Below are 26,808 nucleotides of genomic sequence, written 5' to 3' on the forward strand. Positions count from 1 at the left end.
TGGTGGATCAGGCGACAGCCCCAGCTTCAAGGCGCCATCGACTACATCCGGCGCACGCCGTCGATTCGAGACGTGATTATTTCCGGCGGCGACCCGCTGACGGTGGACAACGACGGCCTGGAGTGGATACTGGCCAACCTGCGCTCCATACCCCACCTGGAGGTCATACGCTTCGGCACGCGGTTCCCGGTGGTGCTGCCTCAGCGAATAGACGAGGGCTTTACGCGCATCTGCGACAAGTACGGCCCGGTCTGGCTGAACACCCACTTCAACCACCCCAACGAGATCACACCCGAGGCGGGCCGCGCGACGCGGGAGCTGCTGCGGGCCGGCGTGCCTGTGAACAACCAGTGCGTGCTGCTCCGCGGCATCAACGACTCGGTGGAAACGCAGCTCAAGCTTAGCCATGAGCTGATGAAGATACGGGTGCGTCCCTACTACCTGTTCCACGCCGACGACGTGCGCGGCACGGAACATCTGCGAACGCCGGTGGAGACGGGTATAAAGATCATTGAGGGTATGCGTGGCCACACCTCCGGCCTGGCGGTGCCCACCTTTGTAGTGGACGTGCCGGGCGGCGGCGGCAAGATACCCTTGATGCCGAACTACCTCATCTCAATGACCGAGGATGAGATGGTCCTTCGCAACTACGAAGGGCTGGTCTTCCGGTATCGCAACCCGAGGCCGGTCTCTGCCAAGCCCAAGAGTTCCAGCGGCAGAAAGAAGGCCAATAACGGGTCTAACGGACATTCCAACGGCAACGGGCACTCAAACGGGAAAGGACATTCCGCCAATGGCAGCGGGCAGCCCGTGCGGATAGTGCTTGGGTCCGGCAATCAAGGACTGACGCCGCGGCTGCAGCGCCGCCAGACTGCTCTGGTGAACGCCCATCCCAAGGTTCCCGCTGATGTCCAGCCTTTAACGGGGAACGGGAGCGCAACCAACGGCCATAGCTAGGCAAAACATTGCTACAAAGCATCGCAAGACAGGGCAGCTTAGGCTGCCCTGTCTTGTTTTATGCGGTTCCACCTGACACTTGGCCGAATACGTCGTTATTAGTTGTGAGGGGAAAAGGGGACGTTCCGGCGTGGTTATCCCAAGTTTCCACAGCGGAGAAGAGAAATGATCTCAAACTCTTTTCGTCTGATAGAGGATAGAAACGTAAAGGTTGATTCCAAGGACATGTTTTCCGGCCTGCCGGAGGGTGTGTGGGTCAAAAGGGTAGAGCTGGACCGGGACTGCAGGGCGCTGCTGCCTACGTATTGCCTTCTTCTGAGCATTGCCGGCAAGAACATTCTGGTCGATACGGGTTTGGGCCAGCCGGATAACGGGACGCGAAACGGGGAAACAATAATCGCGCGTCACATGCTCTTGCAGGGCCTTAAGACCGCCGGGCTGGGGCCTTCCGACATCGACTTTGTAATCCTTACCCATCTTGAATCGGACCACCTGGGCGGGTGCGCCCGCCGCGACAGCGATGGAAACCTCTTCCCCAGCTTCCCCCGCGCCCGCCATCTGGTGCAGTCCCAATGCTGGAGTGAGGCCATTTCCTCCTCAAACACGGAGGTCTCTCCTGAAGAGGCGTCCACCAGGTCTACTTCTTTCATTCCCTTGAGAACTTTTTTCAGGTCCATAGGTTCGCGAAGGGCCAGCCACACGTCCGGGGCCTTCTCGGCGCCGTTGCCTTCCATGCGCAGAAGCCTAAGAGCGGGGTTCTGGCACAGCTCGGCGACAAAGTTCACCATCTGACGGGGCATGCTGTGGGAGTTGAGGGTAAGCTTGACCACGCCTTGATACAGGTCTTCCTGCTCAGCCTGGCTTACCGCGGGCTGCGCCACCGGACTAGGGGCGCTGATGGAGGGGATTGGAATTGAGGCGGCGGCCTGCTGCGTCGCCGGCCGCTGGATGGAGGCGGCTTCCTTCTCAAGGGCGCCGATTTCTTCCGCCAGGGCCTCTTCCACTATTTTCTGGGCCTGGCCGCGAAGGGCCTCCATGAGATGCGCTTTAGCTTTATGAAGGACGGTTTTGAACTCATCCTTCATGGAAAGGGCCTCTTTACCCAGCACTTCGTTCAAGACCGCTTCCAGGGGAGTGGTGTGGTGCAGCGCCTCGTCTTTAGCGGAGAGCGATGCTTGGCCCGGCTGGCCCTTAGAGGAATTAGCATGCATGGCGGCGCTCTCTTTTAATGGATTGATATCGCTGTGGGGCATCATCGCCTCCTTATATATGGGACCCAGGCCTTCAGATGGCCAACCAGCCGAGACGCACGGCGGTGACGACGGCGTGGGTCCGGTCGTAGGCGTTGAGCTTGCTCATTATTAGCGTCAGGTGGTGCTTAACGGTGCGCTCGGAGATGCTAAGCCTGTCGGCGATGAGTTTGTTGGAGTTGCCCTCAGCCACCAGGGCCAGGACCTCGCTTTCACGCTTGGACAGGGGCTGGGCGGGGATGACGACCTTGGTAGTCTCCTGGGGCCGGATAACAATGCCCCCGTTGATGTGAAGTATTCGCAGCAGAGAGCCAAGGGAGTTGTTGGCCTGCTGAGTTGCGGCGGTCTCCCAGGGGGCCGCCGATGTCCGTTCCATTACCTGTACTGCGCTCATATCTGCCTCCTTGTCTTCCCCTCCGCCGCCCCACGTCACATTGCAGCAGGCTAAGGCCGTGGACTAAGACGGGCGTAAAAATATCGTTAAAAAACGTTAGAGTTTGAAAAACGGCCTGTTAACAGGGGATGAAAGGGAGGCTGGGGGAGGGCTTGATAACGCTGGAGCGCGTAACCGGCTCCGGGTTAGGGACGGTGGGCAGACAAAGGCTGGTTAATGGTTGACTTCTGTGCGTCGGAGAATGCTTTTGACCCTGGCGATGAGTTCCCTTGGAGAGAAGGGCTTGACTACATAATCATCAGCCCCGGCCTCCAAGCCTCTGGCCAGGTCTTTAGGGCCGCCCAGGGCAGTGACAAAAACAATGGGTACGTTGTTGCTTTGGCGTATCTTCTGCAGGCGGTATAGCCGTCCATGACAGGCATCATCAGGTCCATGAGGATCAGGGACGGCCGGGAGTTGTACACGGCGTCCACGGCTTCCTGGCCGTTGCGGGCTTCGCGGACGTCGAATCCTTCCGACATGAGGGCCCTGCGCTCCAACTCCAGGACCAGTGGTTCGTCATCGACTATTAAGATGACGGGCTTGTTTTCTTCAGCCATACATACCACCTCGACACCCATGGTAGGGAATCCGCCCACGCGTTTTCAAGGCCTAACCCCTTCACTTATATTAGCGGGCATTATATTAGCCGTATAGTGGCAGAGCTATTAGACCACGAAGGCCAGGGAAAATCTATGGTGCCTCCACCTCTCTTCTATCATCCAGGCTTTGCATCATTAGAGCGTGCGCAACTCGCGTAACCGTGTACCTAAAACCCCTAGGTGCGGGGGTGCGGTTTTGTTAGCATCTTTTAATTACATAACGCTATCCAAATCAGCTTAGGGAGAATTCACATGCCTGACGGGGGCATTGGCTTCTTTCTGGTCCTGTTTATCATCACGGTAGTCCTGTCCGCGCTTTTTTCGGCCTCGGAGGCCGCGCTGCTGAGCGTGCAGCGTGTGAAGGTGCAGCACATGGTCAACACCGGCGTAACCGGCGCGCAGCGTATGGCGCAGATGGTGGAACACCCGGAGCGTTTCCTGCCGACCATACTGGTGGGCAACAACCTGGTCAACAGCGCGGCGGCCGCCCTGGGCACCATTATGGCGGTCAGGCTCATTGACAACGAAGGCGTGGCGGCGATAGCGGCGACTGTAGGCGTAGCTATAGTCCTGACTATCTTCGGCGAAAGCGCGCCAAAAACCGTGGGGTCAAGGCTCAGGGAGGGAATGGCGCTTTCTATCACCACTCCTATCCTCTGGCTGGAACGCCTTCTGTATCCCGTAGTGGCGCCGATTCAGGCGATGAACAGGTGGGTCGCCGCCAGGCTGGGCAATGTATCCGCCAAGGACCTGGCCGCCCAGGAAGAGTTGAAAGTTTTGATTTCCCTGGGCAAAGACAGCGGCGCCATGGAGGAGACGGAAGCGGAGATGATGCTGCGAATGCTTCGAGTGACAAACCTGCGCGTGGGCAGCATCATGACGCCCCGGACGGAGATCATTTACGTTGAAAAGGGGATGCCCCTGTCCCAGTTTCTCGAATTCAACGCGCGCCAGTACCACAGCCGGTTTCCTGTGTATAACGGTGACGTGGACGACGTGGTGGGCCTTCTGGCGGCCCGTGACGTGCTTCAAGCCCTTGGCAAGGAGCAGCTCAACCCTGACGCGTCGGTCACACATCTCATGCGGCCGGCGCATTTCGTGCCCGAAACAAAGCCGGTGAGCGAGCTGTTATCGGAGATGAGGGAGAAGGGCGTTCCACTGGCGCTGGTGGTTAATGAATTCGGAAGCGTGGCGGGCCTGGTGACTTTTAAGCAGCTGGTAGGCGAAATTGTGGGGGAGCTAAAGGAAAACGAGGAGGAACTGGAGTTCAAAGCGGTGGACGAGCACACATACGCCGTCAAGGGCGGCACCAGGATCGACGTGCTGAATGAGAAGTTGGGGCTGGACCTGCCAATGGGCGACTATACAACCATTGCGGGTTTTGTATTGAGCGCGCTGGGACGGATACCTGAGGAAGGGGAAAGTGTGGGTTATCGCGCCCTGGACCTGAAGGTGACCAAGATGAGGGGGCCTAAGGTGGAGGAGGTGCTGGTGCAGCGCAGCCCCGCGGCTGAAAAGGCAAAGCATTAACCTAGGCGAAGGCCAGGGCTAAAGGCGCTTCCTTCTATTCGATATCGCTTTCTTCTTGGCTTCGTACTCTTTTGGAGTGATGATACCGTCCTTGAGCAGAGAAGACAGCGCGTTTAGCTCGTCAGGCGTGTCGCGATAGATGCTACCGTTGGCCTTTGGCATGGCGACGACGCTGGAATTGATCTCCTGGACGCTGGTGAAGCCGCAGTAGCCCAGGCACAGGTCAAACTCCTTACGCAGAAGCTCCAGCATTTGGCTGACACCCTCCTCGCCGCCCAGGGCCAGGCCCCAGAACTGAGGCCGCCCCACTAAGGCCGCGCGGGCGCCTAAAGCCAGGACCTTGACCAGGTCGCTGCCGCGGCGGATGCCGGAGTCAAAGTACACCTCCATCTTGCCGTCCACGGCCTTGGCAATGTCCCGCAGGGTCTCGACGGATGAGAGGGTGGAGTCCACCTGGCGGGCGCCGTGGTTGGAGACGACTATGCCGACGGTGCCATGTTCGAGACACAGCATGGCATCTCCCACGGAACGGATGCCCTTTATAACCAGGGGCAGCGACGTGATAGAGCGGAGCCAGTCCAGGTCGTCGGTGGTGACGTTGGCAGTCGGAGGCCTGCCGCCAAAGAAGTCGCTGGGGTCGTACTTGGGTCCCATCAGCTTCCGAGACTCCGCATCCATAAAGGTCCCCTGGACAGCGCCGCCGTGGTGATGGAACTCGTTAATGTCGTCGCGCTCCAGCGAGTTGGGGACGGGCGTGTCCACGGTTACGCAGACGGCCTTGTAGCCTGCCTTCTCCGCCCGCCTCACCAGCATAGCGCTGAGCTTCCGAGACATATGGTAAAGCTGGAACCATAGAGGGCCGGCAGCCGCCTGGGCGACCTCTTCCAGGGAGCGATGGGAGCCGGTGCTGAGGGCCATCAGAACGCCCGCCTTGCCGGCGGCGCGGGCGATGGCGACCTCCGCCTCCGGGTCGATGAACCCCTGACCGTTGGCCGGGCCGATCATTATGGGAAAGCTGACGCGCTGGCCCAATACGGTGGTGCTCAGGTCACGTTTGGAGACGTCTCGCAGCAACCCCGGGCGCAGGGAGATGGCGTTGAGGGCCTCCCGGTTGCGGCGCATGGTGATTTCATTGAAGCTGCCGGCCTCGACAAAATCAGCCACGTCGTGGGGCAGCGCTTTCTTGGCGCGGACTTCAATGTCGTCAAGGCTTACGGGGTCAAGGCGCATGAGCCGTCTCCTAACTAACCGTGGTATTGCTACTCGCCGCGCAAATGATAGTAATCCACGCTCGCGGAGTCAACGAGGGGCATTTGACAAGGTTATGCGGCTTGGCTAGGTTAAGGCCCAGCATTCAGCGCTTGTTTTAAAAAGGAGGCCTGTTGTGGCGAGGAAAGTAATCACAAATTCAGAAATCGCGGGGTCCCCTGCCTATTCACCAGCGATACAGGTGGGGCCGATGGTTTACGTGTCCGGCGTCGGGGCTAAAGACCTGACCAAGGACTGCAAGGGCCAGGCGGAACAGGTCTTCGCGCATATAAGCAAGGTGCTGGCGGCGGCAGGCTGCGGGTTTAAGGACGTGGTGAAGATACAGGCCTTTATCGCCAGGCAGTCGGACTATCAGACCTATAACGACGTGCGACGGAAGATATTTCCCAAGGACCCGCCCGCCAGCACCACGGTGGTGACGGGGCTGGTGAGGCCGGAGATGCTGGTGGAGGTGGAGGTTGTGGCATATAAGGAAGGGGCGAGCTGGTAACGACTCGCGCGTCTCTCTAATCCCCGTCTAAGGCGGCGCCATGGCGATAACTATGGTCCGGGTCCCTATTGACAGGCTGGAGGCCTTCACTTTGCGCGCCTTCCGTGCCATGGGGACTTCAGAGGAAGAGTCCGTGTTATGCACTCGAGGCCTGATTCAGAGCGAGATGCGGTGCCACCCGGGGCAGAACCAGGGGGTTCGTCGGCTGCCCGTTTACCACGAGCGAATAAGCAAAGGCTGGTACACCCTGGGCGCGCCCTTTCAGATAGTAAAGGAATCGCCGTCGCTGGCGCTGGTCGACGCGCACAATGGGCTGGGTTCCGTCATGGGACAGCGGGCTATGGCCCTGGCGGTGAGGAAGGCCAGGGTGTCAGGGATAGGGACGGTGGTGGTGCGCCATAGCACGCATTTCGGATCGGCGGGGGTCCACGCGCGGCTGGCGCTGGAGCAGGACTGCCTGGGCGTCGCCATGACCAACGCCGGGCCGGAGATACCGGCCTGGGGCGGCAAGAGCGAGGCCGTGGGCACAAACCCCTGGGCCATCGCCGCGCCCACAAGCGGACTCTTTCCTGTGGTGCTGGATATGGCATGGACTATGGTCGACATGCCAAAGCTGCGCTGGCTTTCACGAGAAGGGGAAACCCGCATACCGAAGGACTGGGCGCTGGACGAGGACGGGAACGAGACGGAGGACCTGAGCAGGGCATTAAGGGGAATCGCGCAAGGCATTGGCAGGCATAAAGGGTACGGCCTGGCTATGATGACGGACGCGCTGACTGGCGTTATCGGCGGCGGGGCCTTCGGCCTGGCGCCCTACTCAAATCCGGCGGCGCAGGACGTGGCCCACACCTTCGTCGCGCTGGACATAGCGTGGTTCATGCCGGTAGCCGAGTTCAAGTCACGCATGGACGCCTTTGTGCGGGAGGTGAAGAGCAGCAGGCTGAGGCCGGGGTTCACGGAAATCCTTGCGCCGGGGGAGCTGGACTACCGGAAAGAGATAGAATGCCGCCGTGTGGGGACAAACCTGGACCTGGAGCTGTTCGAGTCCCTGCGGCGGCTGGCGGAGGTGCTGAAGATTAAGTTCGACATAATCTCTTAAGAGGCTTTTAGCCTTCACAAAGAGCTTGAACGTTTGCTTGTCGTATTGTGTATAATGGTGCGCCAACACACTTTGAGAAGTGGACAACGCGGCCAGCTTGAAAACAAGCGACTCGCTCTTTTAAATGGTTACGGAAGCCCCGGCTCGGGCCACAGAGAAACCAAAGAAACGGCGATGGCTCTGGCCCATCCTGGGGCTTGTCGCTATCCTCCTGTTAAGCATGATACTGACTTGGCTCCTCAGCCCGGTGAGGGTAGACGAGCCGGTCCCGGCTACAGTCAAAACTGACGACGAAGTTTTCGTCGCGTCCAAGCCCGGCGCCGCGGGCGCGCTGGTAAAAAGGATCCATGTGGTGACACCCGGCTCCGTCATTCAGGTGCCGGACGGGAATGAGGCCTTCCTATTTATGCAAGGCGGCGTCATAAGCCGCATCGAAGGCCCCGCTGAGGTACATCTAGTCGAATCGCGGCGCAGCATCGACGCGCCGTCGGCGCTTCAGGCGATACTGGCGCAGCGGGGCGGAGACGACCCCACCGGCAAGACCAAGACTGAAAGCTCGCTTCGCCTGGAGGTGCTCTCCGGCACAGTAATCCTCAAGGGGTTCACGTCACGGCCCAACTTCGCTTTTTCCATCAAGGCCGGAAGCCTGTACTCGCGTCCGGAAGGGTCGGCTTTCCAGGTATCGGTGCGGCATGGCGGCGAAGTATGGTGGGATACGTTGGAAGGCCAGCCCGTGGTGGGGATGGTATCGGGACCTGAGGGGGGGCGAGTCGCCGGTGGTGGTGCCGGCGGCGCCTGCGGGACGGAGGCTGGCGGTGCCCGCGGTATCGGCGGCCTCCAAGGGGTCTGAGCAGTACGGCAAGCTGTTGGCCAGCATGAAGGCCATGGTGGACGGGCAGAGGGCCGGGAGCGGGATTTTTGAGGCCGACGGCATCAGCTATCAGGCGGCCACGGACGAGTCCGGGATAACGTACCTGGCCGGCGTTGTGCCCGTACCCGCGGTCAGTGAACCTGTCGAGACCTTCGCTTCCGAGGCCGTGGAGGCGCAGGCGGTGGAGGACGCGCTGGCCATACCCGGCCTGGAGGTGCGGCTTACCACGGACGCGGACCTGAAGGAACTGCTGCCGCCGGGCATGGAAGTGCATATTATGCCGGGCAACCTGGCTAGGGTAACTCTGCGAGGAGTGCCTTACACGGTGCGCTTGGACGCCGTGGGCGGTCGGCTGGAACTGCAAGGGTTACCCCTGGGGCTGGACCCGTCAGGGTATTTGAAAGACCTGCCGGCGTTGCTTTCCGTGGAGACGGATGAGGGCGTGGCCAGGTCATACTACTTGCCGGAGGAGGAAGCGCCGCCCGCCGCCAGCGCGTTCAACCAGATCACGGAACAGAAGGCGCTGCCGCATTCAAACCCCTACTTTTCCAGCATCCCCACGCCGCTGCAAGTGTCCCTGGACTGGAAGGTGGCCGCGGGCAACTTCATATTGATTGTGTGGCTGGCCCTGGTCATTCGTATATGCATTACCACCACCAGCAACATTATCGGCTCCAATGAGGCCTTTCTTAGAAAGTACTTGAATCCTTTAATCTCTTTGTTTCAGCCGACAATGAAATACTCTCAGTCCGTAGTCTCCCGCGGGCCAAGGGTGCTGATTACGTTCACAGGCAGCTTCCTATTCCTAATGCTGGTGAACGCCGTCTTGTTCTCATTCCTGGACTTGAAATTCAAGCCCTGGTCCGGCGAAGGTCTGCGGGTGCTGCCGGTGATACTGGTGGGCAGCGTGGCCGCCAGCATGGTAGACCCCCTGGTTCGTGCCCACGTCATGACTAAGTGGGGCGTGAAGCATAATTTCGGATTCAACCCGGGCGGCCTGACCCTGGCCGCATGCTGCGTGGCCTTCTCCAGGATTATCAGCCTTTCGCCAGGGCTGATGTTTGGAAGCTCAGGAGGCCTGAAGGGGCCTATGGACGGCCAGCCTGAGGAGAGGAAGACGCGGCTGATATTAATAGGCATGGCGGCGACGGCTGTGCTGGGCGTCGTTCTCTGGCTGATAACGCTGGCCCTCCCCCTGGTGGCCAGCAATCCGGTTTCCGCCAGCTTTTTCCAGCTCTTCCGAGGCCCCTTCGGGTTCTTTCAGGACGTTTGCCTAATGGCCTTCGGCGGCTGTCTGACCAAATCTTTCTTCAGCCTTCTGCCGGTGCCCAAGAGCTCCGGCTTGACAGTAGCCAGCAAGTACAGAGTTGGATGGGCGATAGCATTTCTGGTCTCGGGTTTCCTTTTCTTCCATCTGCTTCTCAACAAGAACACCGGCATAGTGAAGCTGATACAGGATAGAGGAGAGCTGATGTTCACGCTGGTAGGGCTGTCCCTGTCGGTCACCCTCACTCTGTACGCGTTCTCCAGAATGGCCACCAAGAAGGCTGCCGCGGCCAAAGCCTGAGGAAGAAGATGCTGAAGCCAAACCGTGTTCGAGACGGAATAAACGGGTGGTTCGACCGCCATGAGGTGATGTGGGAGTGCCTTATGGCGCTCCTGGCGTTGGTCTTTGTGGTGACGGCGTTTTTGCCCAGGGACCCCACCATTCGGGCGCTGGACATAGGCATATCCGTCCTGTTCGTTGGCGAATTCGCGGTCAGGATTGCGGCCGCGCGCTCCCGAAGCCACTACCTGCTTCATCACTGGATGGACGTGGTGGCACTGGTGCCGGCCATCCCCGGCTATGAGGACGCTTCGACCGCACGAATTGTCAGGGTGCTGCGGCTGCTGATGATACTGCGCCTGCTGGGCGCCATGGACAGGATTCTGCATCACGTCAAAGGCGTCACCGCGCAGCCCGGCCTGACTTACCTGATTGGCCTGATAGCGATAATGGTGGTAGGCATCGCGGGCATTAACCATCTAATCGAAAAGAATACGAACGAGGGCTTCGATTCTTATAGCAAGGCCCTCTACTGGGCTATGGTCACGGTTACAACCACCGGATATGGCGACATTGCCCCCAGGACGGAGATGGGCAGGGCCATGGCTACCATGCTCATGGTGGGGGGCCTGGTGCTTTGGAGCTTGCTGACTGCCAGCGTCATCAACTACATCGCCGGCATAGCCGCGTCCAGGAAGCACCACTCTGACAAAGCGATTGAGGAGATGAAAGCGAAGCTGGATAGGCTGGACTCGCTCAGCCGCGACGAGCTGGTCTCTTTTAGAGGCTCGGTGGATGCCCTGGTGGAGAGCCGTTTGGGGGCTGGGAGCAACGGCCGGTCCCAGGAGAAAACAGAGGCCAAGGGCAAAGTCTAGGGCAAAGGTCTATTTCTTTCCCTTGTCGTCCTTGTCATTAGCCCTATCGTCTTTGCCGCCCTTGTCATCGCCTTTGCCGTCTCCGGCGCCTTGACTGTCCCCGCCTTGAGAGGTGGAACCTCCAGAAGCGCCGGCGCCTTGAGTGTTGCCACCCTGGGAACTCGAACCGCCGGAGCTGCCGCCGCTCCCCTGGCTGCCGCCCGATTGGGGCTGAGGATTGCTTTGGGAGCCGCCGGTGTTTGGAGGCGCGGGCTGGTCATTCTTGCCTTTATCATCCTTTTTGTCTTCGCCGCCTTTGGCGGGGTCGTTGGAGCCGGCGGGAGCCTTATCTTCCTGCTTGCCCGTGTCATTATTGGAGCCTTTATTATCAGGCTCTTTCTTAGGCTCATCCCCGGCGGGCTTACCCTTATTGTCATTGGATCCCTGGTCCTTTACGGGGTCGGCGCCGGGCTTCTCATCTTTGCCGGACTGCCCTTGAGCGTCGTCTTTATCGGGGCCTTTATTTTCGCCTTTGGAACCGGGAGATGATACCTGACCCTCCGGTTTGTCCTGGGAGACCTTCTCCTTATCGTCCTTATCCTTCTCGGAGAGGTCGTTGGGCTTATCAACTCTTTCCTTTTCAGCTTTTTCCTTTTCAGATTTTTCCTTATCGGCCTTCTCTCTTTCGAACTTTTCCTTCTCGTCTTTTTCTTTTCGCTCCTTCTCCTTCTGTTCCCTCTCCCTTTGCTCCTTCTCCTTGTCAGCCCTGGCTGCCAGATCATCAGACTTGTCGGCCCTGCCCTTGGCGTCTTCCTCGCCGCCGCGACCCTTTTCCTGGTCAGATTTTTCCGGATCTTTGCCTTTGGGTTCCTTAACTTTGCCGTTGGCATGATCAATGTCCTGGCGGCGCTGCTCGACATCATGGGAACGCCTAGGCTTCTGGAGGGAGACCAGGGCCACTTCCGACGCGCCCTGGCCTTAGCCTCTGTCCTTGCCGGCGGCGACACCCTTATCCTCCGCGCCGCCCTTGTCTTTTTCCTTCCCTTTATCGAACGCTTTGTCGTCTTTCTTTTTCGATTTGGCCTTTTCAGTCTTCTCTTTTTTCGCCGCGTCACGGCCGCAGGCGGGCCTTACGACGGTATCCCGACCTTCCTCCGGCTCCTCCAGGGCTTCCTTGGCGCCCGGACCCTCGCCATGAGAGGACAGGACTTCTTCTACAGGTTCGTCGTCAATCACGATGGCCGCGGTCTCCTCAGGCTCCGTCAAGTCCGGGACTTCTGCCTGCGAAGAGGGCGCGGCGGATATGGTTGGGCCTAGGCCGGAGTTTTCCACCAAGCCCGTAACATCGCCGGGCGCGGCGTCTTTTAAACTGACGACTTGAAGATTGTGCGAGGGCAGGTCCGCGGAGGACGGCAGCGGAATCCCAAGCGATAGAAGCCGATTGTACAAGTCCTGGTCGACGGCAGCTTGCTGGGCTATTCGCCCCTACCGCTGATGACAGAGAGGTGTTCCCTGTAAGGTTTTCGACGCCAGTGGAGCTTGCGGCAAGGACCGCGGCGGTCGTGTAAAGGAGCTGCTGGGAGGCTGGCGATAGGGTGGAGTCTCCGGAAAGGGAGATGGATAGGCCCGGGGCTGGCTCGACTACATTTATCGATGGGGTGTCACCCTCCTCGACTTTTACCACCACCGCGCTGCCCTGCTGCAAGTCCAGCGATACGGTCTGGCTGGCGGAGTCCCGGTTGACCCAGGCGGACCCTTCATACAAGCCGATAATCGACGACGGCGTCTCCAGCAGCACAAAGCCGCCGTTAAACTGCTGGGCGTCCACATATAAAGCGCCATCGTTAAGGGAGAGGTTATAGATGGGCGAAGTCTCGGCGGCGCCGGCGAAACTGAGGGACTGGATGGAGAGCTGTGAGCTGGCGTCCAGGAAGACCTTGCCGCCGCCTGCCAGGGAGACAAAGGCCTCGCCGTTGGGTTGGGTGCGAAGGCCGTAGCCGGGGGACAGGGACTGGCAGGAGGTGGCAGACTTCCAGCCGGCGGCGCCGGCCCGCATATCCACGTCTCCGCTGAGAACATAAAGCGTGGCCTGAGGATGGGATGTCACCAGGGTCGGGAGGTTGCAGCCGAAAAGGAAAAGCTACGCGAAAAGGGCTATAAGCCCCTTCTGAAAGGAGGCGCTGAATAGACGCGAAACCAGGCTGTGCCGCACAAGCAGAGGCCCACCGTAAGCAGGAATTGCGACTATTGTATTGTTTATTGGGGATTTGTCAAAGCAAAGCAACAATCCGACATGCCACTCGGGCATCCGGCTAAATGAGCGCGTGTTCGATTAGGCTTTAGTACGGCTCTACGAATGCGTAGGTCTTATTGGGGAACCCCGCTTTGGCCGCGGCCAGCAGCTTCTTTAAAATGTTGGAGGAAATTCCTTCATGACGCAGCACATAGTTGCTCAGGCCCAGCCTGTCGTCGTAGCTGGGGTGAATTGTGACCACGCCCAGGTCCGGCTGAAGGCCCTTGGCCTGCTGGATGACGCGGTCCGACATCAGGGGGTCTGGGAGCGTCACCACCAGGGAACGGGCGTCGGCAATATTCGCCCGATTTAAAACATGCGCCGAGGTGGGATCGCCCTCGATAAAGTGGAAACCGTTTTGCTTAAGGGCGGCCAATCGAGACGCGTCCTGTTCGATGACCACAAAAGATACGCCGTTCAGGGCAAGGGTCTGGGCCACCTTCTGGCCCAGAGAGCCGTATCCGCAGACAATGGCATGTTTTCGCAGCCCAAGCCCTGGCAAGGCTTTGAGGCTCTCCTTCAACCCTTTCAAGAGGGCAGGCAGACCTTGCGGTGCCTTGCTGAAGATAGGCGCATACTGGACAAGAATCGGGTTGAGGGCTATGGAGATGACCGCGCCCGCCACCACCAGCGAGAACATTTCAGCGCTCATGATGCCGTGCGTCATGGCGAGGTAGACCACCAGGAAGGCTTCTTCGCCAATCTGCCCCAGGACCAGAGCAGTGGGTAGGGCATCCTTTCTGGAAGATTTGAAGAATGAGAAGACAAGCGCGAGTATGCCAACTTTGCCGATAATAATAGAGGCAAGAAAAAGAGCAACGATGGGGATGTTGGACACCACGTAACTCACGTCCAGCAGCAAGCCCAGGGACAGGAAGAAGAAGATTACGAAAAGGTCGCTGATGGGGGAGAGGTCTTGCCGCATGCGTCGGCCCATGGCCGACCCTGCCACCACTACGCCGGCCAGGAAGGTGCCGATGGAGAGCGACAGCCCCATGTGATGCGCCAGGTAGCCGGTGCCGATGGCGAAGAACACCCCGCCGATGACGAAGAGCTCCTGGCTGTTGGCGGTGAGGCGGTTGAGAAGACGCGGGGCCAGCCTAGCGCCAACGTAATAGACCACTACCAGGAAGGCCACGCTTTTCGCCCCGGTTATCCCTAGAGACATGAGCCCTTGTTCCGTCGATGAGGAAAACGCGGTCAGATAAATAACAGCCAGGACCAAGGCGACGTTCTGCACAAGGGAAAAGGCAATAGCGGTGCGCCCGTGGGTAGACTCGGACTCATTTCGGGCATTGAGAATCATGATGGTCGCGGCGGTGCTTGACAGATAGATGACTATGGCTATGAGGCTGATTTTGCTGAGAGGCCAGTCGGTAAGGGCATAAGCCAGGGCGACAAGCGGGACCATCAAAAGTAATTGGACGGCGGGACCGATCAATACGGACCAGGGCATCTTTTTGATTTCGGAGATGGGGAACTGGGTGCCGGCCTGGAAGAGCAAGAAGGCGACGCCCAGCTCCGCCAGGGCTTGTATTTGAATCCCTTCAGTTAGAAGGGCAGTGGCGAAGGGCGCCAGCACTATTCCGGCTAGCAGATAGCCCACCATGGGCGGCAGCCTGAGGAAGCGCACCAGATATCCGCCCAGGAAGGCGGCGGCGACAGCCAAAATAAAGCCCGATATTGGGGTAAAGGTATCCATAGCGATTGGAGGTGGGATGTGCTGGGGTGCTATCTAGCACTTAGCCCGCTTTCCATCCTCAGAATTATGTACTTTTCCTTAACAAGTTTTATATATTGATAGATGAGAGCCATCAGAAAACCTGGAGATTATACATCAGCGAGCCTAGCAGCAAGCACGGCATCTTTTACGAATTTTATCCAAATTTTAGAATTTTACGAGGTCCAAAGCCTTGAACCCAGCTCAAGTCCTCAAGCACCCTCTCCCGGTTCCCGCCAAAGCGTCGCATCATAGAAGGCTTGTATTCTTGAACCCCACCATAATCGCGGCCGCCGTCTTCGTCGCGGTTATTGCCGGGTTCGCGATGCTGGCGATTTACACCGGGCTGGCGGTCTATGCGTCCATCCTGGCCATTGGTCTCGCCCTGGCTTTGCAGAAGTATGTCTCCAGCTACTTTGGCTTTTTCATTGTGCGGTTCTCCAACATCTTCAACATTGGAGACCGCATCCGCATGGGCAATATAAAGGGCGACGTGAAACACATAGGACTGTTCCACTTTGTGCTGGAGGAGGTGGGCGAGGACGAGAAGCTGGGCGGGGAGCTGACAGGCCGGATACTTCATATACCTAACCTAATAGTCCTGGACCAGCCGGTCCTCAACTATTCCAAGAGCTACTCCGCCGGCGACGAACTGGTGGCCTGCGACTATATCTTCGATGAGATACGCATACCCCTGTCCCTCAAAAGCGACGTGGATGAGGCGTCGAAGCTCTTTGAAGACATCTTGAAGAATGCCGACCAGTCGATCATCGAGGAGAGCAAAGAGGCCTTTCGCAACGACTACCCGGAGTTCCTCAAAGAGGCGGAGGAAGGGCCGCGCATTCTGATGCACCTGGAGCCCCAGCGTGTGTGGCTGAAGGGCAAACTGGTAGTGCCTGTCCGGACTCGCAATCACTTGAAAAGCCAGGTCATAAACGAATTTCTTCGGCAGATTAAATCCAGGGACAGCATACAGTTGGCGCAATAGCCCTCTGAGGCACGGGGCGGGCTGGCTTTAGCGCGGCGCCGTGATACAATACGCCCCGCTATGTGTCCCGCATACAACAAATCGAAAGCATCCTCCTTGCGCCCCGCCTTTGGGGAACGGGTCTGATAAAGCGCCGCCTTGGCTGAGTCACGCCGCTTTAAAGTAAACACCTTATCATCGCTTCGCCACCGCAACTTCCGGCTGCTCTGGCTCAGCACGCTTTTCGGCAGCAGCGGCCTCTGGATTCAGCAGACCTCGGTGGGCTGGCTGACATACCTTGTTACAGGCTCGCCCTTCCTGCTGGGACTGGTCAACGGCATCCGCGCTATTCCCCTCCTGCTCCTGGGCCCCCTGGGAGGCGTGGCCGCCGACCGGTTTGACCGGAAGAAGATGCTCCTCTCCACCCACCTCTTCCTGTTAGTCACGACGGCGTCTTTCGCCACCATAGTCTTGCTGGACAAGGCCAACATCTGGAACATCATCGCCTTCACGCTGCTGACGGGCGTCGCTTGGAGCTTCAACATGCCCACGCGCCAGTCGACCATCGCCACCGTGGTGCCGAAGCAGGACCTGATGAACGCCTACGCACTGAACGCCTCGGGCGTCAATATAACGCGAATCATCGGCCCATCGATAGCGGGAGTGCTCATCGCGGTGGTAACGATAGCGGGCAACTTTTATCTGCAAGCTGCTACTTATGTAGGCGTGACGGCGATGGTGTGGCGAATGAAGGTGCCCATCGGGAGCCCGTCGTCGAGCAAAGCCTCGGTGTGGCAAAACTTGAAAGAAGGGCTGCGATACGTTTGGGCCAGGCCATCGATTCGCTCGCAAATGTCCGTGGCCCTGATACCTGTCCTCATAGGCATGCCCTACGTCGCATTATTGCCTATCTTCGCCGGCGACATTCTGGACGTGGGCGAAATAGGGTTCGGCCTTATGATGGCGGCGCCGGGCATTGGCGCGCTGGCGGGGACGCTGACCATTGCCACCCTGGGCAACGTGAAGCGAAAGGGCCTGACCATGCTGGGGGCGCTGATGGCTATGGGCGGCACGCTGGTGCTGTTCTCCTTCTCTCGATGGTACATACCCAGCCTCTTTCTGCTGGGCGCAGTGGGCGCCTGCCAGATGGTATATATGACAACGAACATGACGCTGCTGCAAATGGACACGCCCAACGAGTTTCGAGGCCGCGTGATGGGGGTGTGGACGTTGAACCAGGGGCTTCAGCCGCTGGGGAGCCTTATCGCGGGGTCCATGGCCGAGGTGTGGGACGCGCCGACGGCGGTGGCGATTATGGGAGCCTGCGTCATTGTGTTTTCCAGCCTGGCGTTCTTTAGGCTTCCAGCGGTGCGGACGGTCTAACCGGCCTTAGCTAGGGCTGGGCGAACAGCCGCCCGTAACCTTTCACCGGCTTTAGCACACCGAGCTTCTTAAAGGTTGCCCAGATGGTGGCCTGGTTCACCGTCACGACGGTCTTGTTCAGCTTGCGCTCCAACTCGTCCACGATTTCCAGGGTGCGCCAGGCGGTGCCGGGGAGGAAGATAGTGTCGGCCTTAGTGTCCGCCAGCTTGGCGACGTAGCTGGCAATATACGCGGGCTCTTGGTCCCCAATAATCGAGTCGTGGGTGCGCTGCTGCATCGCGGTCTCACCCTGGGCCTGAATTACCTCGAAGCCCTGGCTCTCCAACAACGGCTTGAGTTTATTCTGCAGCAAATAGTTACCGTAAGGGCCGATGACGCTGAGCTTGCGGGCCTTCACATGCTTCATGGCTTCGACGGACGCGGCCACGGCGGTGACGGCGGGGAGGCCGCACAGGCCGTGGATCTGCTTGGTGACTTTATGGTCGTACTCGACGGTGCCGGCGTGGTAAGTTCCGCTGGTGCAGCCGTAGGCGATGATGTCTAGATTGGCGCTGGCGAGGTACCGCACGGCACGCTCGATGTCGTCATTCATGCTGCGCAGGTAGGTGCCGTCGCCGCCCCCGGGGGGCGTCTTGACGTCGTTCCAAAGCCGCTCGCTATGATACGTCACGCCTTTAGGCACCATGGCGGCGAAGTCGGGTTCGACGACCTGGTTAGTGGACGGGATGAGGACTCCGATGCGCAAGGGTCTGGCCATTAACTCTCCTTATTGGCGGCGGATTCGGCGCGGCGTCTAAGCTGGCCGCAGGCGGCGTCGATGTCGACGCCTCGCTGGACGCGCTGTGTGACCTGGACGCCTGATTCTTCCAACACCTGCTTGAATGCGCGAATGCGGTCCTTCTTCGGCCCTTTGAAGCCCAGGGCTTCGACGGGATTAAAGGGTATCAGATTCACGTGACAGTTCATGCCCTGCAGCAGGGCGGCGAGTTCTTGCGCGTGTTCAGACTGATCGTTAACGCCTCGAAGCAAACAGTATTCAAAAGTGAGGCGGCGGTGCGTCTCGTTGAAATAGTCCCGGCAGGCTGACATTAGTTCTTTGATATCCCACTTATGCATAGTGGGGATAAGCTGGCGTCGCAGCTCGTCGTTGGGAGCGTGGAGGGAAATCGCCAGGGTGCACTGGAGCTTTTCTTTGGCAAGCCTACGGATGCCCGGCACGTATCCCACCGTGCTGACCGTGAGGTGGCGCATGCCAATGCCGACTTCGTCGTTCAGTAGATGGAGGGCTTTCAGGGTAGCGTCGTAGTTCATTAGAGGCTCGCCCATGCCCATGAACACCACATTGCTGACCCTGGCCTGGGGGTCGGACTCGCGGGCGACGTCCTGGACGGTCAGCACCTGGTCAACGATTTCGCCCGCCGTCAGGTTCCGGGTGTAGCCGCTGAGGCCGGTGGCGCAGAAGGCGCACTTGACCGGGCAGCCTACCTGTGTGGAGACGCAGCAGGAATAGCGCTCTTCGTAAGGCAGCGCCACCGATTCCACTTTCTGGCCGTCGGCAAGGCCTAGCAGCAGCTTCACAGTGCCGTCTTTGGCCTGCTGCCGGGTTACAATCTCGGAACGGCCTAGAGCAAACTCGCGCTGAAGCCTATCGCGAAGGCCCTTGGAAAGGTTGGTCAACTGGTTAAAGTCCCTGGCGCCCCGCTTGTAGAGGGCGTCGGCCACCTGCTTGCCTCGATAGGCAGGCTCGCCCAGGCCTTCAAAGAGCGACGACAGTTCCCCGTCCGTTAGACCAAGGAGGGGCTTGAGGCCGGCGCCAGTTGCAATTTCAATGGACAGGGTCATGAAAGAATCATCGCACAGGGGCAGTCCTTGGACAAGGCTGAAAGGAGTATAATGAGCGCAAAACCTAGCTGAGAGGTTGCCGGCATGAACCAGGATAAACTTAGGAAGTGGGGGATTATTGGGCTGGTCTTGTTAGCTTTTGCCGCCGTGGCTTATGTTTTCTCCAGGAAGCGGAGGGCGTAAGCGTTTCCGCCTTTATGTGTAGCTTTCGACTAATCATCAATTCATCGGACTCGTGTCTTTGAGCAGCCCCTCGCCCAAAAAATCGGCGCGATCGGGCTTTTTCTCGGCCCTGGCCTTTCCCGACTATCGACAGCTCTGGTTCGCCACCGCCACGGCCCAGTCGGCGGCGTGGTCGTTAATCGTCCTGCGCGGCGCGCTGGTCTATCGCCTGACGGACTCCAACGCGTGGGTAGGGTTCGTGACCATGGCGGCGCTGCTTCCCGGACTGGTAGTGACGCCCATGGCGGGGTTCCTGGCGGACCGATTCGACCGGCGGCGGGTGCTGGCGGCTACCTACGGCTTGAACCTTGCCAACAACCTGGCCCTGGCCTTCCTTACCATCTCCGACAACATCACCCCAGGGCTTATACTCATTCTGGCGATAATGAACGGCTGCATCCGCGCCACCGAGATGCCGACCAACCAGGCCCTGCTTCCCAACCTGGTGCCCAAAGATCGGCTGCTGAACGCCGTGGCGCTGAACCAGCTTATGCAGCAAGGCTCTCGAATGATCGGCCCGCTGATTACATTGCCTATCATCAGCTTTATGGGGCCGGAGCCGGCCTTTGCCGTGCCCGTAATCCTATACGGCCTGGGCTGGACACAGATACTAAGCATTCGCACCAGCTCGCGGGGCGTGGTCGAGGCCAACCGGGGCATGTTCTCAAACCTGTCGGCGGGCATCAGGTACATATACGCGCATCCAATTGTGCTGTCGATTATCGCGGTGACTGTGCTGCACTGCGCGCTGACCATGGCCTTCGAGTCGGTGTTTCCGTACTTCTCCCGGGCGCAGCTTGGCATGACTACGGAGAAGGACCTGTTCCAGGGGCCGACGTATTTAATGATTGGCGTGGGGATGGGCGCTATCCTTGGCAACCTCAGCCTGGCGCGTATCGAAGACCGCAAATTTAGAGGACGGCTATTTCTTATCCTCGGGATACTGAGCGGCCTGTCGCCCATCGGACTGGCATTGGCGGGCAGCATCGAGCAGGCGATGTTGGCCGCCGCGGGAATCGGCGCCAGTACGGCGGCGTTTATGACGTTGAGTCACGGCATGGTGCAGGCTATGGTGCCCGACGGCATCCGGGGCCGCATCATGAGCGCTAACACGTGGCACGTGCAGGGCGCCATGGGCGGATTCAACGCTGTCAATGGCCTGCTGATGGATGTGTCGTGGATGACAGCGCCTCGATTGCTAATTGGGACCGGACTCATCTTTATCGCCATTGTTTTAGTGAGCCTGGCGGCGGGGCCGCTGCGGAGCATCTACTCCCGAGGCACCGGGGCGGCGCAGCCCGCTCCCGAGGCCGCTCCAGCCTCCTAGCCAGCAGGCTGGAATGGGCGGCTTGTTCCCCATAACCAGGCAGACATGCGCCTAGCATTTACCCAGGGCAGTTCCCATAAGTGGTGGGCGGCAGGGGCCGCTGGCCTGGGTATCGTTACCACGGTCATAGACCAGCAGAGTGTCAACGTCGCGCTGCCGGCCATCGCCGACCACTTTGACGCCGAGCTGCCGGTGGTGCAATGGGTGACGGCGGGCTACATACTGGCTATCAGTGTCCTCATCCTGCCCATGGGCCGCCTCTCCGACGTCATCGGCAGGAAGCCTGTTTTCGTGGGCGGGTTCTTTGTTTTCGTGCTAAGCGCCCTTTTCGCCGGCCTATCCGATAGCCTGGGCCTGATAATTTTCGCCAAGGTCATCCAGGGCCTCGGCTCCGCGATGATCCAGGCCACGTCCATGGCTATCATCATCTCGGTCTTTGGGGCCAACCAGCGAGGCGTGGCGTTGAGCCTGAACAACATGGCGGTGGGCGTCGGCAGCATTTCGGGGCCGGTGCTGGGCGGCTTCCTCATCGACGCCCTGGACTGGCGCTCCGTCTTTTTCATAAACGTGCCGGTGGGCATCGTCGGCGCAGCAGCCGCTATGCTGATACTGGACGAGAGCAAGTTTGCCAGGGCGGTGCGAAAAAACGGCGGCTTCTCCTTCGACTGGGTGGGGGCGTCGCTGTCGGCGGCAGCGCTGCTGCTATTCCTTCTGGGGTTGAGCAACGCGAACAAGCTGGGGTGGGACTCGCCTTTCATCATCGCGTCACTGGTGGGGTTCGTGGCGGCACTGGGGGCTTTTATCTGGTGGGAGGCGCGGACGCCGGAGCCGATGGTAGACCTGAGCTTCTTCAAAAACCCGCTGTTCAGCCGTGGAATGCTGGCACGCGTCATATCCTTTACCAACATGGCGCCGGTGCGCTTCCTTATCCCCTTTTATCTTATCGCTGTCCAGGGATACAGCGCGAAGCAGATGGGTCTCATCATTGTGGTCAGCTCGGCGGCCATGTCCTTCATGTCGCCGCTGAGTGGTTACCTCTCGGACCGGTTTGGCAGCCACCGCTTTATCGTCATCGGAATGTTGATGGCGACAGCGGGGCTTTTCGTGCTGGCGCTGCTGAACGAGGGGTCACCTCTAGGTCTGGTGGTGCTGGGCCTCTTCCTGCATTCCGCCGGCCTGGGCATTTTCATGACGCCCAACAACAGCGCCATCCTCGGCACAGTGGACCGGGGCCGCTACGGCATCGCGACGGCCTTTGTCAGCCTGACGCGAAACGCCGGACAGGTCATCGGCATCGCTATCGCGACGGTGGTGGTTACGGCGGCGCTGCAAGCCGAGGGTTACAGCGCTAGTGTTACCGCCGACCAGAGCCTGGACGCGGGCGAGGCCAGCGCCTTCGTAAAAGGCCTCCGCTACACCTTCTTATTAATGGGAAGCTTCCAGGTGTTAGCCCTGCTGGTGTCGCTGTTCAGGGAACGGGCTGGCGTTAGAAAGACGGCCGCTGCAAGTACGCCGACGTCAGCTTCCTCGGAATGAACTGGCCGTCGCCTGGCTTTCCCAACAGCTTCCCGCCCTCCACCTTCACCTTCCCCCGCAGCACCACCGTCGCCGGCCACCCTTCGACGGGCCAGCCCACCCACGGGCTGTAGTCGCGGACGTGCAGGTCCTTCATCGTCAGCTTTTTCTTGACGGACGGATCGATGATACAGATGTCAGCATCAGAGCCGATAGCGATGACGCCCTTGCGGGGGTAGAGGCCCAGGGCCTTGGCGGCGTTGGTGGCGGTAACGTCGGCGTAGCGCTCCAGGCTCATCCCGCGCTTGAGCACGCCTTCCGAGTACATTATGCCCATCCGGATTTCGATGCCGATGTTGCCGCCTCGCATGTCCAGCACATTCTTGCCGGCGATTTTGTCCTCATAGTTGGTAAACCCGCTGTCGGTGGCGACAAAGGTCAGGTCGCCCTGGAGCAGTCCCTTCCACAGGTTCTGCTTGTCCTCCTCATACTTCAGCGACGGGTAGGTGTGGTACTTCATGCCGTCGGGTTCTTTGTAGTTGTCGGCGTTGAAGCTGAGGGCCAGGGTCAACACTTCGCCATACACCGCCATGCTTTCACTCCGTGCCTCCTGGATGGCCTCCATACCGTCGCTGGCGGTGACGTGGACGAAATAGAGACCGACGCCTGTCTTCTTGGCCAGGCGTATCACGCGGCGGAAGGCCATGTCCTCGACAAGTTTGGAGTGTATCTCGTGGGCGTTGAACCAGTCCCATCGCCCCGTCTCCTTGGCCGTCAGGTAGTTGTACATAACAATCTCATCGTCCTCGCCGTGGACGGCCAACATGCCGTTCTCCCTCTCCATACCGCGCATGAGGACTTCCAGCCGCCCCATATCGATTTTCGACACCACGCTGTAAGCAACTTTCAGGGGGCGGATGTTGGTGGTGAAGACCTTGACCGATGGAAAGCCGGCGCGGACAAGCTCGCCTACGCGATTGATGGAGTCGGGCGAGTTGGTGTCGGTATAGACGATATGCGAGCCGTAATCGCAGTAGCCCTGGCCCTTCCACACGCTTAGATAGTCGGTGACGCCCTTGACCAGGTCGCCCTCCTTGGGCGCGGGGGCAAAGTCCACCACCGTCGTCGTCCCGCCCCAGATGGCGCCCAGGGTGTGGTCGATGGGGCCGGGGTTGGGCACGCCGGGCACCACCTGCGGCATGCCGGGCTGCATATACGAGGCGGCATGGATGTGGGACTCGACGCCGCCGGGCACTACAATCTTGCCGCCAGCGTCGATGGTGCGTTTGGATTCCAAAGGTACCGCCTCCGGCGACGCCAGGGCCACAATCTTCTCGCCGATTATGCCCACGTCCCACTTGCCCGCGCCTGCGGGGGTAACAACGGTGCCGCCTTTAATTACTAGGTCTAGCATGAAAGCCTCCTAATGTTGTCAGTTACTTATATCTTTGGCCGCTTGGTGTGCCAGTCCGTCGCCCTCTGGTAACCATCCACCAGTTTCAACAGCGCGGCCTCGTCAAAGTTTCGACCCCCCAACTGGAACGAGAGCGGCAGCCCGCCCTTGGTGAACCCGCAGGGCGCCACCACTGCTGGATGGCCGGTCGTGTTGTAAGGCCGCTGCAGGCGCGAGGCCAGCGCGCCGATGTCTAAATCTACGCCCTTGAGCGTGAACTTGAAGTGCCCTAGGGGTGGCGGCGGCAAAACGGATGCTGCCGAAAACAGTGCATCCACCTTCTCTAGGGCCGAGTCTATCTGCTGGCGGATTCGGCTGCGCGCTTCTGCACCTTTTATATAGTCGATAGCCGGCACCTTGGCGCCCCACTCGACGCGCAGCATCAGGGTTTCGGGGTAGTCCTTGGGCCAGTTTTTGAGTTGCGGCTGGTAATATGCCGAAGTCTCGGCGTGGGAGAGCATGGAATGGTATGTGTCCACCTCAGGCATAGCAGGGATGGACACCTCCTCCACCTCGCAGCCCATCTCTTCGAACACTGTCAGGGCCTTGCGGCTGGCGCTTTCCACCTCGCTGTCCAGCAGGTCCCAGAAGTGCTCCTTGGGCACGCCGATTCGCATACCGCGAATGTTTCCACTGAGGCTTCGAGAAAACTTTGGCACTGGCAGGTCGGCGCTGAAGGGGTCCCTGGGGTCATAACCGGCGATGGCTTCCAACACTATGGCATTGTCAAAGGCGGTGCGGGTCAGCGGGCCAACGTAGTCGTTGGGGATGCCGTAGACGGCGGAGCCGTAGCGGCTGACCCGGCCAAAGGTGGGCTTCATGCCTACCAGCCCGCAGCAGGCGGCGGGGTAGCGCACCGAGCCGCCGCCGTCGGAGCCGACGGAGCCTAAGTCCATACTCGTCGACACCGCCACCGCCGAGCCGCTGCTGGAATAGCCGGGAAGTTTGGTGGAGTCCCAGGGGTTCTTGGCGTAGCCGAAGTATGGCTCGGGCATGAACTCGCCATAGACGGGCGTCGTCTTGCCTACAATAATTGCGCCGGCGGCCTTGAGCTTCGCGACCATGGTGGCGTCGTAGGTCGGGACAAACTTTTCCAGCTTCTTCTCGCCGCTGGCGGTGCGGATACCCTGGGTGTAAAAGATGTCTTTCACGGACATGGGTATGCCGTGGAGCGGCCCTCGATACTGGCCCCTATCGATTTCCGACTGGGCCTGCTTGGCGGACTCTAGAGCCTTCTCCGCCGCCACGGTCACGTAGGCGTTGAGCTTGGGGTTCAGGGCTTCGATACGCTTCAATGAAGCCTCGACAAGCTCCACCGAGGATATCTTCTTGCTGCGCAGGAGGCTGGCGGCGTCGAAGATGGTCAGCGATTTGAGGTCTATCGGCATTGAGACCTCCTTTTAGTTCTTGGGATTGTGAACGCCCGTTAGTTTACTACCAAAGCGGCGTCTACACACCAACCTTGTGCATAAAGCCTGCGAGTGGTAGGGTATCGGCGTCCTGACAGCGACCGTTGGCAAGGAGATGAGCTCATGGCGACCTACGGCGGCGGCAAGTTCAAGTACGAGTCTATAGACGAATGGGCCAAGCTGCCCAAGGGCTGGCAGTTCGGCATCTTGGTGGCGGTAGCAGTCGACTCCCAGGAGCGAGTGTATGTGTGCCACCAGCGCGAGGACCCGCCCATCCTGGTCTTCGACCGCAACGGCGACTACCTCACTTCGTGGGGCGCCGGCGAGATCAACGAAGCCCATATCATGTACATCGACGCCAACGATGTGATCTATCTGGTGGACCGTGGCGCTCATACCGTTCTGAAGCTATCGGCGCAGGGGAAGAAGCTGCTGGAGATAGGGCGGCGCGGCCATGCCTCCTACACCGGCGTCACCGCTTTTGGCGCGATGCCGAAAAAGGCTGCGGGGCCTTTCAACATGCCGACTCGCATGATGCCCTCGCCGGGCGGAGACCTTTACGTGTCCGACGGCTATCGCAACTCGCGAGTCCACAAGTTCTCAGACAAGGGCAGCCTCATAATGTCCTGGGGCGCCGCGGGCAAGAAAGAGCCGGGGGAGTTCCACCTGCCCCACAGCCTGTGGGTGGACAAGCAGGGCAAAGTGTATGTCTGCGACCGCAAGAACAATCGCGTCCAGGTCTTCACCGGCGATGGCGAGTTTATCGACCAGTGGCCGAATCTAAGCGGCGTTACGGATATCTTCATGGACGCCAACGAGACAGTATATGTTCACGGAAACGGAAATACCGGCCCCGACTCGTGGACCGCGGTGATGGACAAGAAAGGAAAGACGCTGGAACGATGGGACTCGCCCCAGGGCCACCAGATATGGGCGGACCGCCGGGGGGATATTTACCTGGCGGTGACCTGGCAGCAGCGGGTCATGAAGATGGTAAAGAAGAGCTAAAGATTACATAAAATCGGAGGAAAGATGGGAGACATAAGGATCAATCGAGTTAAGAAGAGCTTGAGCGAAGGTAAGGCGACCATGGTCTTGGGCGGTCTGCAAACCCCCGAGACCATCGACTTCCTGGGCCAGTTCGGCTTCGACGGCATGTGGATAGACACCGAGCACTCGCCCAACGATTTCGACATGGTGGCGCAGATGTGCCGCGCCTGCAACCTGTGGGACGTGGCGCCATTCGTGCGAGTCTCCGCCAACCAGCACTGGATCATCAACCGCACCTTCGATGTCGGCGCTGTGGGCGTCATCGTGCCCCACAGTAACACCGTCGAGGACGTGAAGGCCGCCGTCAACGCGGCCAAGTACTGGCCCAAGGGCCAGCGCGGCTCCTCTTCCACCCGCCACTCCTTTGGCGTGGACAAGGACTACTACAACAAGGCCAACGAGCAGACCATGGTGGTGGCCCTTATCGAAGAGTACCGCGCCATCAAGAACCTGAAAGAGTTGACCAAGGTTGAAGGCGTGGATGTATTCCTCATCGGCCCTGGCGACCTGTCGCACACCATGGGCCTGCCGGGCCAGGGCAGCCACCCTAAGGTCCAGGCGGCGGTGGACGAGGCCATCGACATCATCGTTAGTAGCGGCAAGGTGGCCGGCGCGACGGGAGCATCCGGATCTATCGCCGACCTTTATAAAAAGGGCGTGCGGTTCTTCTTCCCCAACTGGCAGCCCTGGCTGGGACAGAAAGCAAAGGAATACATGGCCGAATTC

At 59.5% G+C, this 26,808-nt stretch carries 24 protein-coding genes; 13 read left to right on the plus strand and 11 right to left on the minus strand.

The window, feature by feature from the left end; translation table 11 throughout:
- Together FJ320_09210 and FJ320_09215 are read left to right on the plus strand one after the other, a co-directional pair.
- Window positions 1-957, plus strand: a 957-nt coding sequence (locus FJ320_09210; protein ID MBM3926140.1) for a KamA family radical SAM protein, incomplete at its 5' end; no start/stop codon positions are given.
- Between the two features lie 165 nt (window positions 958-1,122).
- The gene (locus FJ320_09215) at window positions 1,123-1,749 is read left to right on the plus strand and encodes an MBL fold metallo-hydrolase (protein MBM3926141.1); all 627 of its coding nucleotides are present in this window, start codon (window positions 1,123-1,125) and stop codon (window positions 1,747-1,749) included.
- 492 nt (window positions 1,750-2,241) lie between these two features.
- Here FJ320_09215 and FJ320_09220 read toward each other — a convergent pair whose 3' ends face one another.
- Window positions 2,242-2,601 (minus strand): response regulator transcription factor, encoded by a 360-nt coding sequence (locus tag FJ320_09220; GenBank protein MBM3926142.1) that lies wholly within the window; start codon window positions 2,599-2,601, stop codon window positions 2,242-2,244.
- 213 nt (window positions 2,602-2,814) lie between these two features.
- Entirely contained in the window at window positions 2,815-3,111 is a 297-nt protein-coding gene (locus FJ320_09225; GenBank protein MBM3926143.1) for a response regulator, read from the minus strand.
- Window positions 3,112-3,494: 383 nt separating this feature from the next.
- Between FJ320_09225 and FJ320_09230 the strand changes: the two genes are divergently transcribed.
- Window positions 3,495-4,772 (plus strand): HlyC/CorC family transporter, encoded by a 1,278-nt coding sequence (locus FJ320_09230; protein ID MBM3926144.1) that lies wholly within the window; start codon window positions 3,495-3,497, stop codon window positions 4,770-4,772.
- 18 nt (window positions 4,773-4,790) lie between these two features.
- Here FJ320_09230 and FJ320_09235 read toward each other — a convergent pair whose 3' ends face one another.
- On the minus strand, window positions 4,791-6,002 hold the full coding sequence (locus FJ320_09235) for an alpha-hydroxy-acid oxidizing protein (GenBank protein ID MBM3926145.1): 1,212 nt from the start codon (window positions 6,000-6,002) through the stop codon (window positions 4,791-4,793).
- A gap of 154 nt (window positions 6,003-6,156) precedes the next feature.
- Here FJ320_09235 and FJ320_09240 point away from each other — a divergent pair, with 154 nt between their 5' ends.
- From FJ320_09240 to FJ320_09255, 4 genes are all read left to right on the plus strand, one after another.
- Window positions 6,157-6,531: a RidA family protein gene (locus tag FJ320_09240; protein MBM3926146.1), complete on the plus strand. Its 375-nt coding sequence runs from the start codon at window positions 6,157-6,159 to the stop codon at window positions 6,529-6,531.
- A gap of 40 nt (window positions 6,532-6,571) precedes the next feature.
- Entirely contained in the window at window positions 6,572-7,630 is a 1,059-nt protein-coding gene (locus tag FJ320_09245) for an Ldh family oxidoreductase (GenBank protein MBM3926147.1), read from the plus strand.
- Between the two features lie 692 nt (window positions 7,631-8,322).
- Window positions 8,323-10,068: a hypothetical protein gene (locus tag FJ320_09250; protein MBM3926148.1), complete on the plus strand. Its 1,746-nt coding sequence runs from the start codon at window positions 8,323-8,325 to the stop codon at window positions 10,066-10,068.
- Window positions 10,069-10,076: 8 nt separating this feature from the next.
- Complete coding sequence (locus FJ320_09255; GenBank protein MBM3926149.1) at window positions 10,077-10,922, plus strand: potassium channel family protein; 846 nt, start codon at window positions 10,077-10,079, stop codon at window positions 10,920-10,922.
- A gap of 9 nt (window positions 10,923-10,931) precedes the next feature.
- Here FJ320_09255 and FJ320_09260 read toward each other — a convergent pair whose 3' ends face one another.
- From FJ320_09260 to FJ320_09275, 4 genes are all read right to left on the minus strand, one after another.
- Window positions 10,932-11,861: a hypothetical protein gene (locus FJ320_09260; GenBank protein MBM3926150.1), complete on the minus strand. Its 930-nt coding sequence runs from the start codon at window positions 11,859-11,861 to the stop codon at window positions 10,932-10,934.
- An 18-nt stretch (window positions 11,862-11,879) separates the two neighbouring features.
- Window positions 11,880-12,167: a hypothetical protein gene (locus tag FJ320_09265; protein MBM3926151.1), complete on the minus strand. Its 288-nt coding sequence runs from the start codon at window positions 12,165-12,167 to the stop codon at window positions 11,880-11,882.
- The gene (locus FJ320_09270; GenBank protein MBM3926152.1) at window positions 12,154-13,008 is read right to left on the minus strand and encodes a hypothetical protein; all 855 of its coding nucleotides are present in this window, start codon (window positions 13,006-13,008) and stop codon (window positions 12,154-12,156) included. Before FJ320_09270 ends, FJ320_09265 begins: the two co-directional genes overlap by 14 nt.
- A 232-nt stretch (window positions 13,009-13,240) precedes the next feature.
- A complete protein-coding gene (locus FJ320_09275) occupies window positions 13,241-14,896 on the minus strand; it encodes a hypothetical protein (protein MBM3926153.1) in 1,656 nt (551 codons plus the stop codon).
- A 343-nt stretch (window positions 14,897-15,239) separates the two neighbouring features.
- Here FJ320_09275 and FJ320_09280 point away from each other — a divergent pair, with 343 nt between their 5' ends.
- Window positions 15,240-15,902, plus strand: a complete 663-nt coding sequence (locus FJ320_09280; protein MBM3926154.1) for a mechanosensitive ion channel — start codon at window positions 15,240-15,242, stop codon at window positions 15,900-15,902.
- Window positions 15,903-16,040: 138 nt separating this feature from the next.
- The gene (locus FJ320_09285) at window positions 16,041-17,264 is read left to right on the plus strand and encodes an MFS transporter (GenBank protein MBM3926155.1); all 1,224 of its coding nucleotides are present in this window, start codon (window positions 16,041-16,043) and stop codon (window positions 17,262-17,264) included.
- Between the two features lie 10 nt (window positions 17,265-17,274).
- Here the strand turns inward: FJ320_09285 and FJ320_09290 are convergent, their stop codons facing one another.
- Both FJ320_09290 and rlmN read right to left on the minus strand, forming a co-directional pair.
- A complete protein-coding gene (locus FJ320_09290; GenBank protein ID MBM3926156.1) occupies window positions 17,275-18,021 on the minus strand; it encodes a hypothetical protein in 747 nt (248 codons plus the stop codon).
- Entirely contained in the window at window positions 18,021-19,106 is a 1,086-nt protein-coding gene (gene rlmN / locus FJ320_09295; GenBank protein MBM3926157.1) for a 23S rRNA (adenine(2503)-C(2))-methyltransferase RlmN, read from the minus strand. Before rlmN ends, FJ320_09290 begins: the two co-directional genes overlap by 1 nt.
- 226 nt (window positions 19,107-19,332) lie before the next feature.
- Between rlmN and FJ320_09300 the strand changes: the two genes are divergently transcribed.
- Together FJ320_09300 and FJ320_09305 are read left to right on the plus strand one after the other, a co-directional pair.
- Window positions 19,333-20,655: an MFS transporter gene (locus FJ320_09300; GenBank protein MBM3926158.1), complete on the plus strand. Its 1,323-nt coding sequence runs from the start codon at window positions 19,333-19,335 to the stop codon at window positions 20,653-20,655.
- Window positions 20,656-20,700: 45 nt separating this feature from the next.
- Window positions 20,701-22,191, plus strand: coding sequence for an MFS transporter (locus FJ320_09305; GenBank protein ID MBM3926159.1), 1,491 nt, complete (start codon window positions 20,701-20,703; stop codon window positions 22,189-22,191).
- On the opposite strand, the gene FJ320_09310 is transcribed toward FJ320_09305, so the two are convergent.
- Both FJ320_09310 and FJ320_09315 read right to left on the minus strand, forming a co-directional pair.
- Window positions 22,142-23,584, minus strand: coding sequence for an amidohydrolase family protein (locus FJ320_09310; protein ID MBM3926160.1), 1,443 nt, complete (start codon window positions 23,582-23,584; stop codon window positions 22,142-22,144). The two genes, FJ320_09305 and FJ320_09310, sit on opposite strands and share 50 nt — an antisense overlap.
- Before the next feature lie 26 nt (window positions 23,585-23,610).
- Window positions 23,611-25,011, minus strand: a complete 1,401-nt coding sequence (locus FJ320_09315; GenBank protein ID MBM3926161.1) for an amidase — start codon at window positions 25,009-25,011, stop codon at window positions 23,611-23,613.
- 144 nt (window positions 25,012-25,155) lie between these two features.
- Here FJ320_09315 and FJ320_09320 point away from each other — a divergent pair, with 144 nt between their 5' ends.
- Together FJ320_09320 and FJ320_09325 are read left to right on the plus strand one after the other, a co-directional pair.
- A complete protein-coding gene (locus tag FJ320_09320; protein MBM3926162.1) occupies window positions 25,156-26,040 on the plus strand; it encodes a hypothetical protein in 885 nt (294 codons plus the stop codon).
- 24 nt (window positions 26,041-26,064) lie between these two features.
- Window positions 26,065-26,808, plus strand: a 744-nt coding sequence (locus FJ320_09325; GenBank protein MBM3926163.1) for a hypothetical protein, incomplete at its 3' end; no start/stop codon positions are given.

The sequence above is a fragment of the SAR202 cluster bacterium genome (assembly GCA_016872285.1).
Lineage (GTDB): Bacteria > Chloroflexota > Dehalococcoidia > Lucifugimonadales.

Excerpts from the sequence above, each read along its gene's own strand:
- FJ320_09215 (MBM3926141.1), top strand. The coding sequence starts at position 1,123 with ATGATCTCAAACTCTTTTCGTCTGATAGAGGATAGAAACGTAAAGGTT.
- FJ320_09220 (MBM3926142.1), bottom strand. The coding sequence starts at position 2,601 with ATGAGCGCAGTACAGGTAATGGAACGGACATCGGCGGCCCCCTGGGAG.
- FJ320_09230 (MBM3926144.1), top strand. The coding sequence starts at position 3,495 with ATGCCTGACGGGGGCATTGGCTTCTTTCTGGTCCTGTTTATCATCACG.
- FJ320_09235 (MBM3926145.1), bottom strand. The coding sequence starts at position 6,002 with ATGCGCCTTGACCCCGTAAGCCTTGACGACATTGAAGTCCGCGCCAAG.
- FJ320_09245 (MBM3926147.1), top strand. The coding sequence starts at position 6,572 with ATGGCGATAACTATGGTCCGGGTCCCTATTGACAGGCTGGAGGCCTTC.
- FJ320_09250 (MBM3926148.1), top strand. The coding sequence starts at position 8,323 with ATGGCGGCGAAGTATGGTGGGATACGTTGGAAGGCCAGCCCGTGGTGG.
- FJ320_09255 (MBM3926149.1), top strand. The coding sequence starts at position 10,077 with ATGCTGAAGCCAAACCGTGTTCGAGACGGAATAAACGGGTGGTTCGAC.
- FJ320_09275 (MBM3926153.1), bottom strand. The coding sequence starts at position 14,896 with ATGGATACCTTTACCCCAATATCGGGCTTTATTTTGGCTGTCGCCGCC.
- FJ320_09280 (MBM3926154.1), top strand. The coding sequence starts at position 15,240 with ATGCTGGCGATTTACACCGGGCTGGCGGTCTATGCGTCCATCCTGGCC.
- FJ320_09290 (MBM3926156.1), bottom strand. The coding sequence starts at position 18,021 with ATGGCCAGACCCTTGCGCATCGGAGTCCTCATCCCGTCCACTAACCAG.
- rlmN (MBM3926157.1), bottom strand. The coding sequence starts at position 19,106 with ATGACCCTGTCCATTGAAATTGCAACTGGCGCCGGCCTCAAGCCCCTC.
- FJ320_09305 (MBM3926159.1), top strand. The coding sequence starts at position 20,701 with ATGCGCCTAGCATTTACCCAGGGCAGTTCCCATAAGTGGTGGGCGGCA.
- FJ320_09310 (MBM3926160.1), bottom strand. The coding sequence starts at position 23,584 with ATGCTAGACCTAGTAATTAAAGGCGGCACCGTTGTTACCCCCGCAGGC.
- FJ320_09315 (MBM3926161.1), bottom strand. The coding sequence starts at position 25,011 with ATGCCGATAGACCTCAAATCGCTGACCATCTTCGACGCCGCCAGCCTC.
- FJ320_09320 (MBM3926162.1), top strand. The coding sequence starts at position 25,156 with ATGGCGACCTACGGCGGCGGCAAGTTCAAGTACGAGTCTATAGACGAA.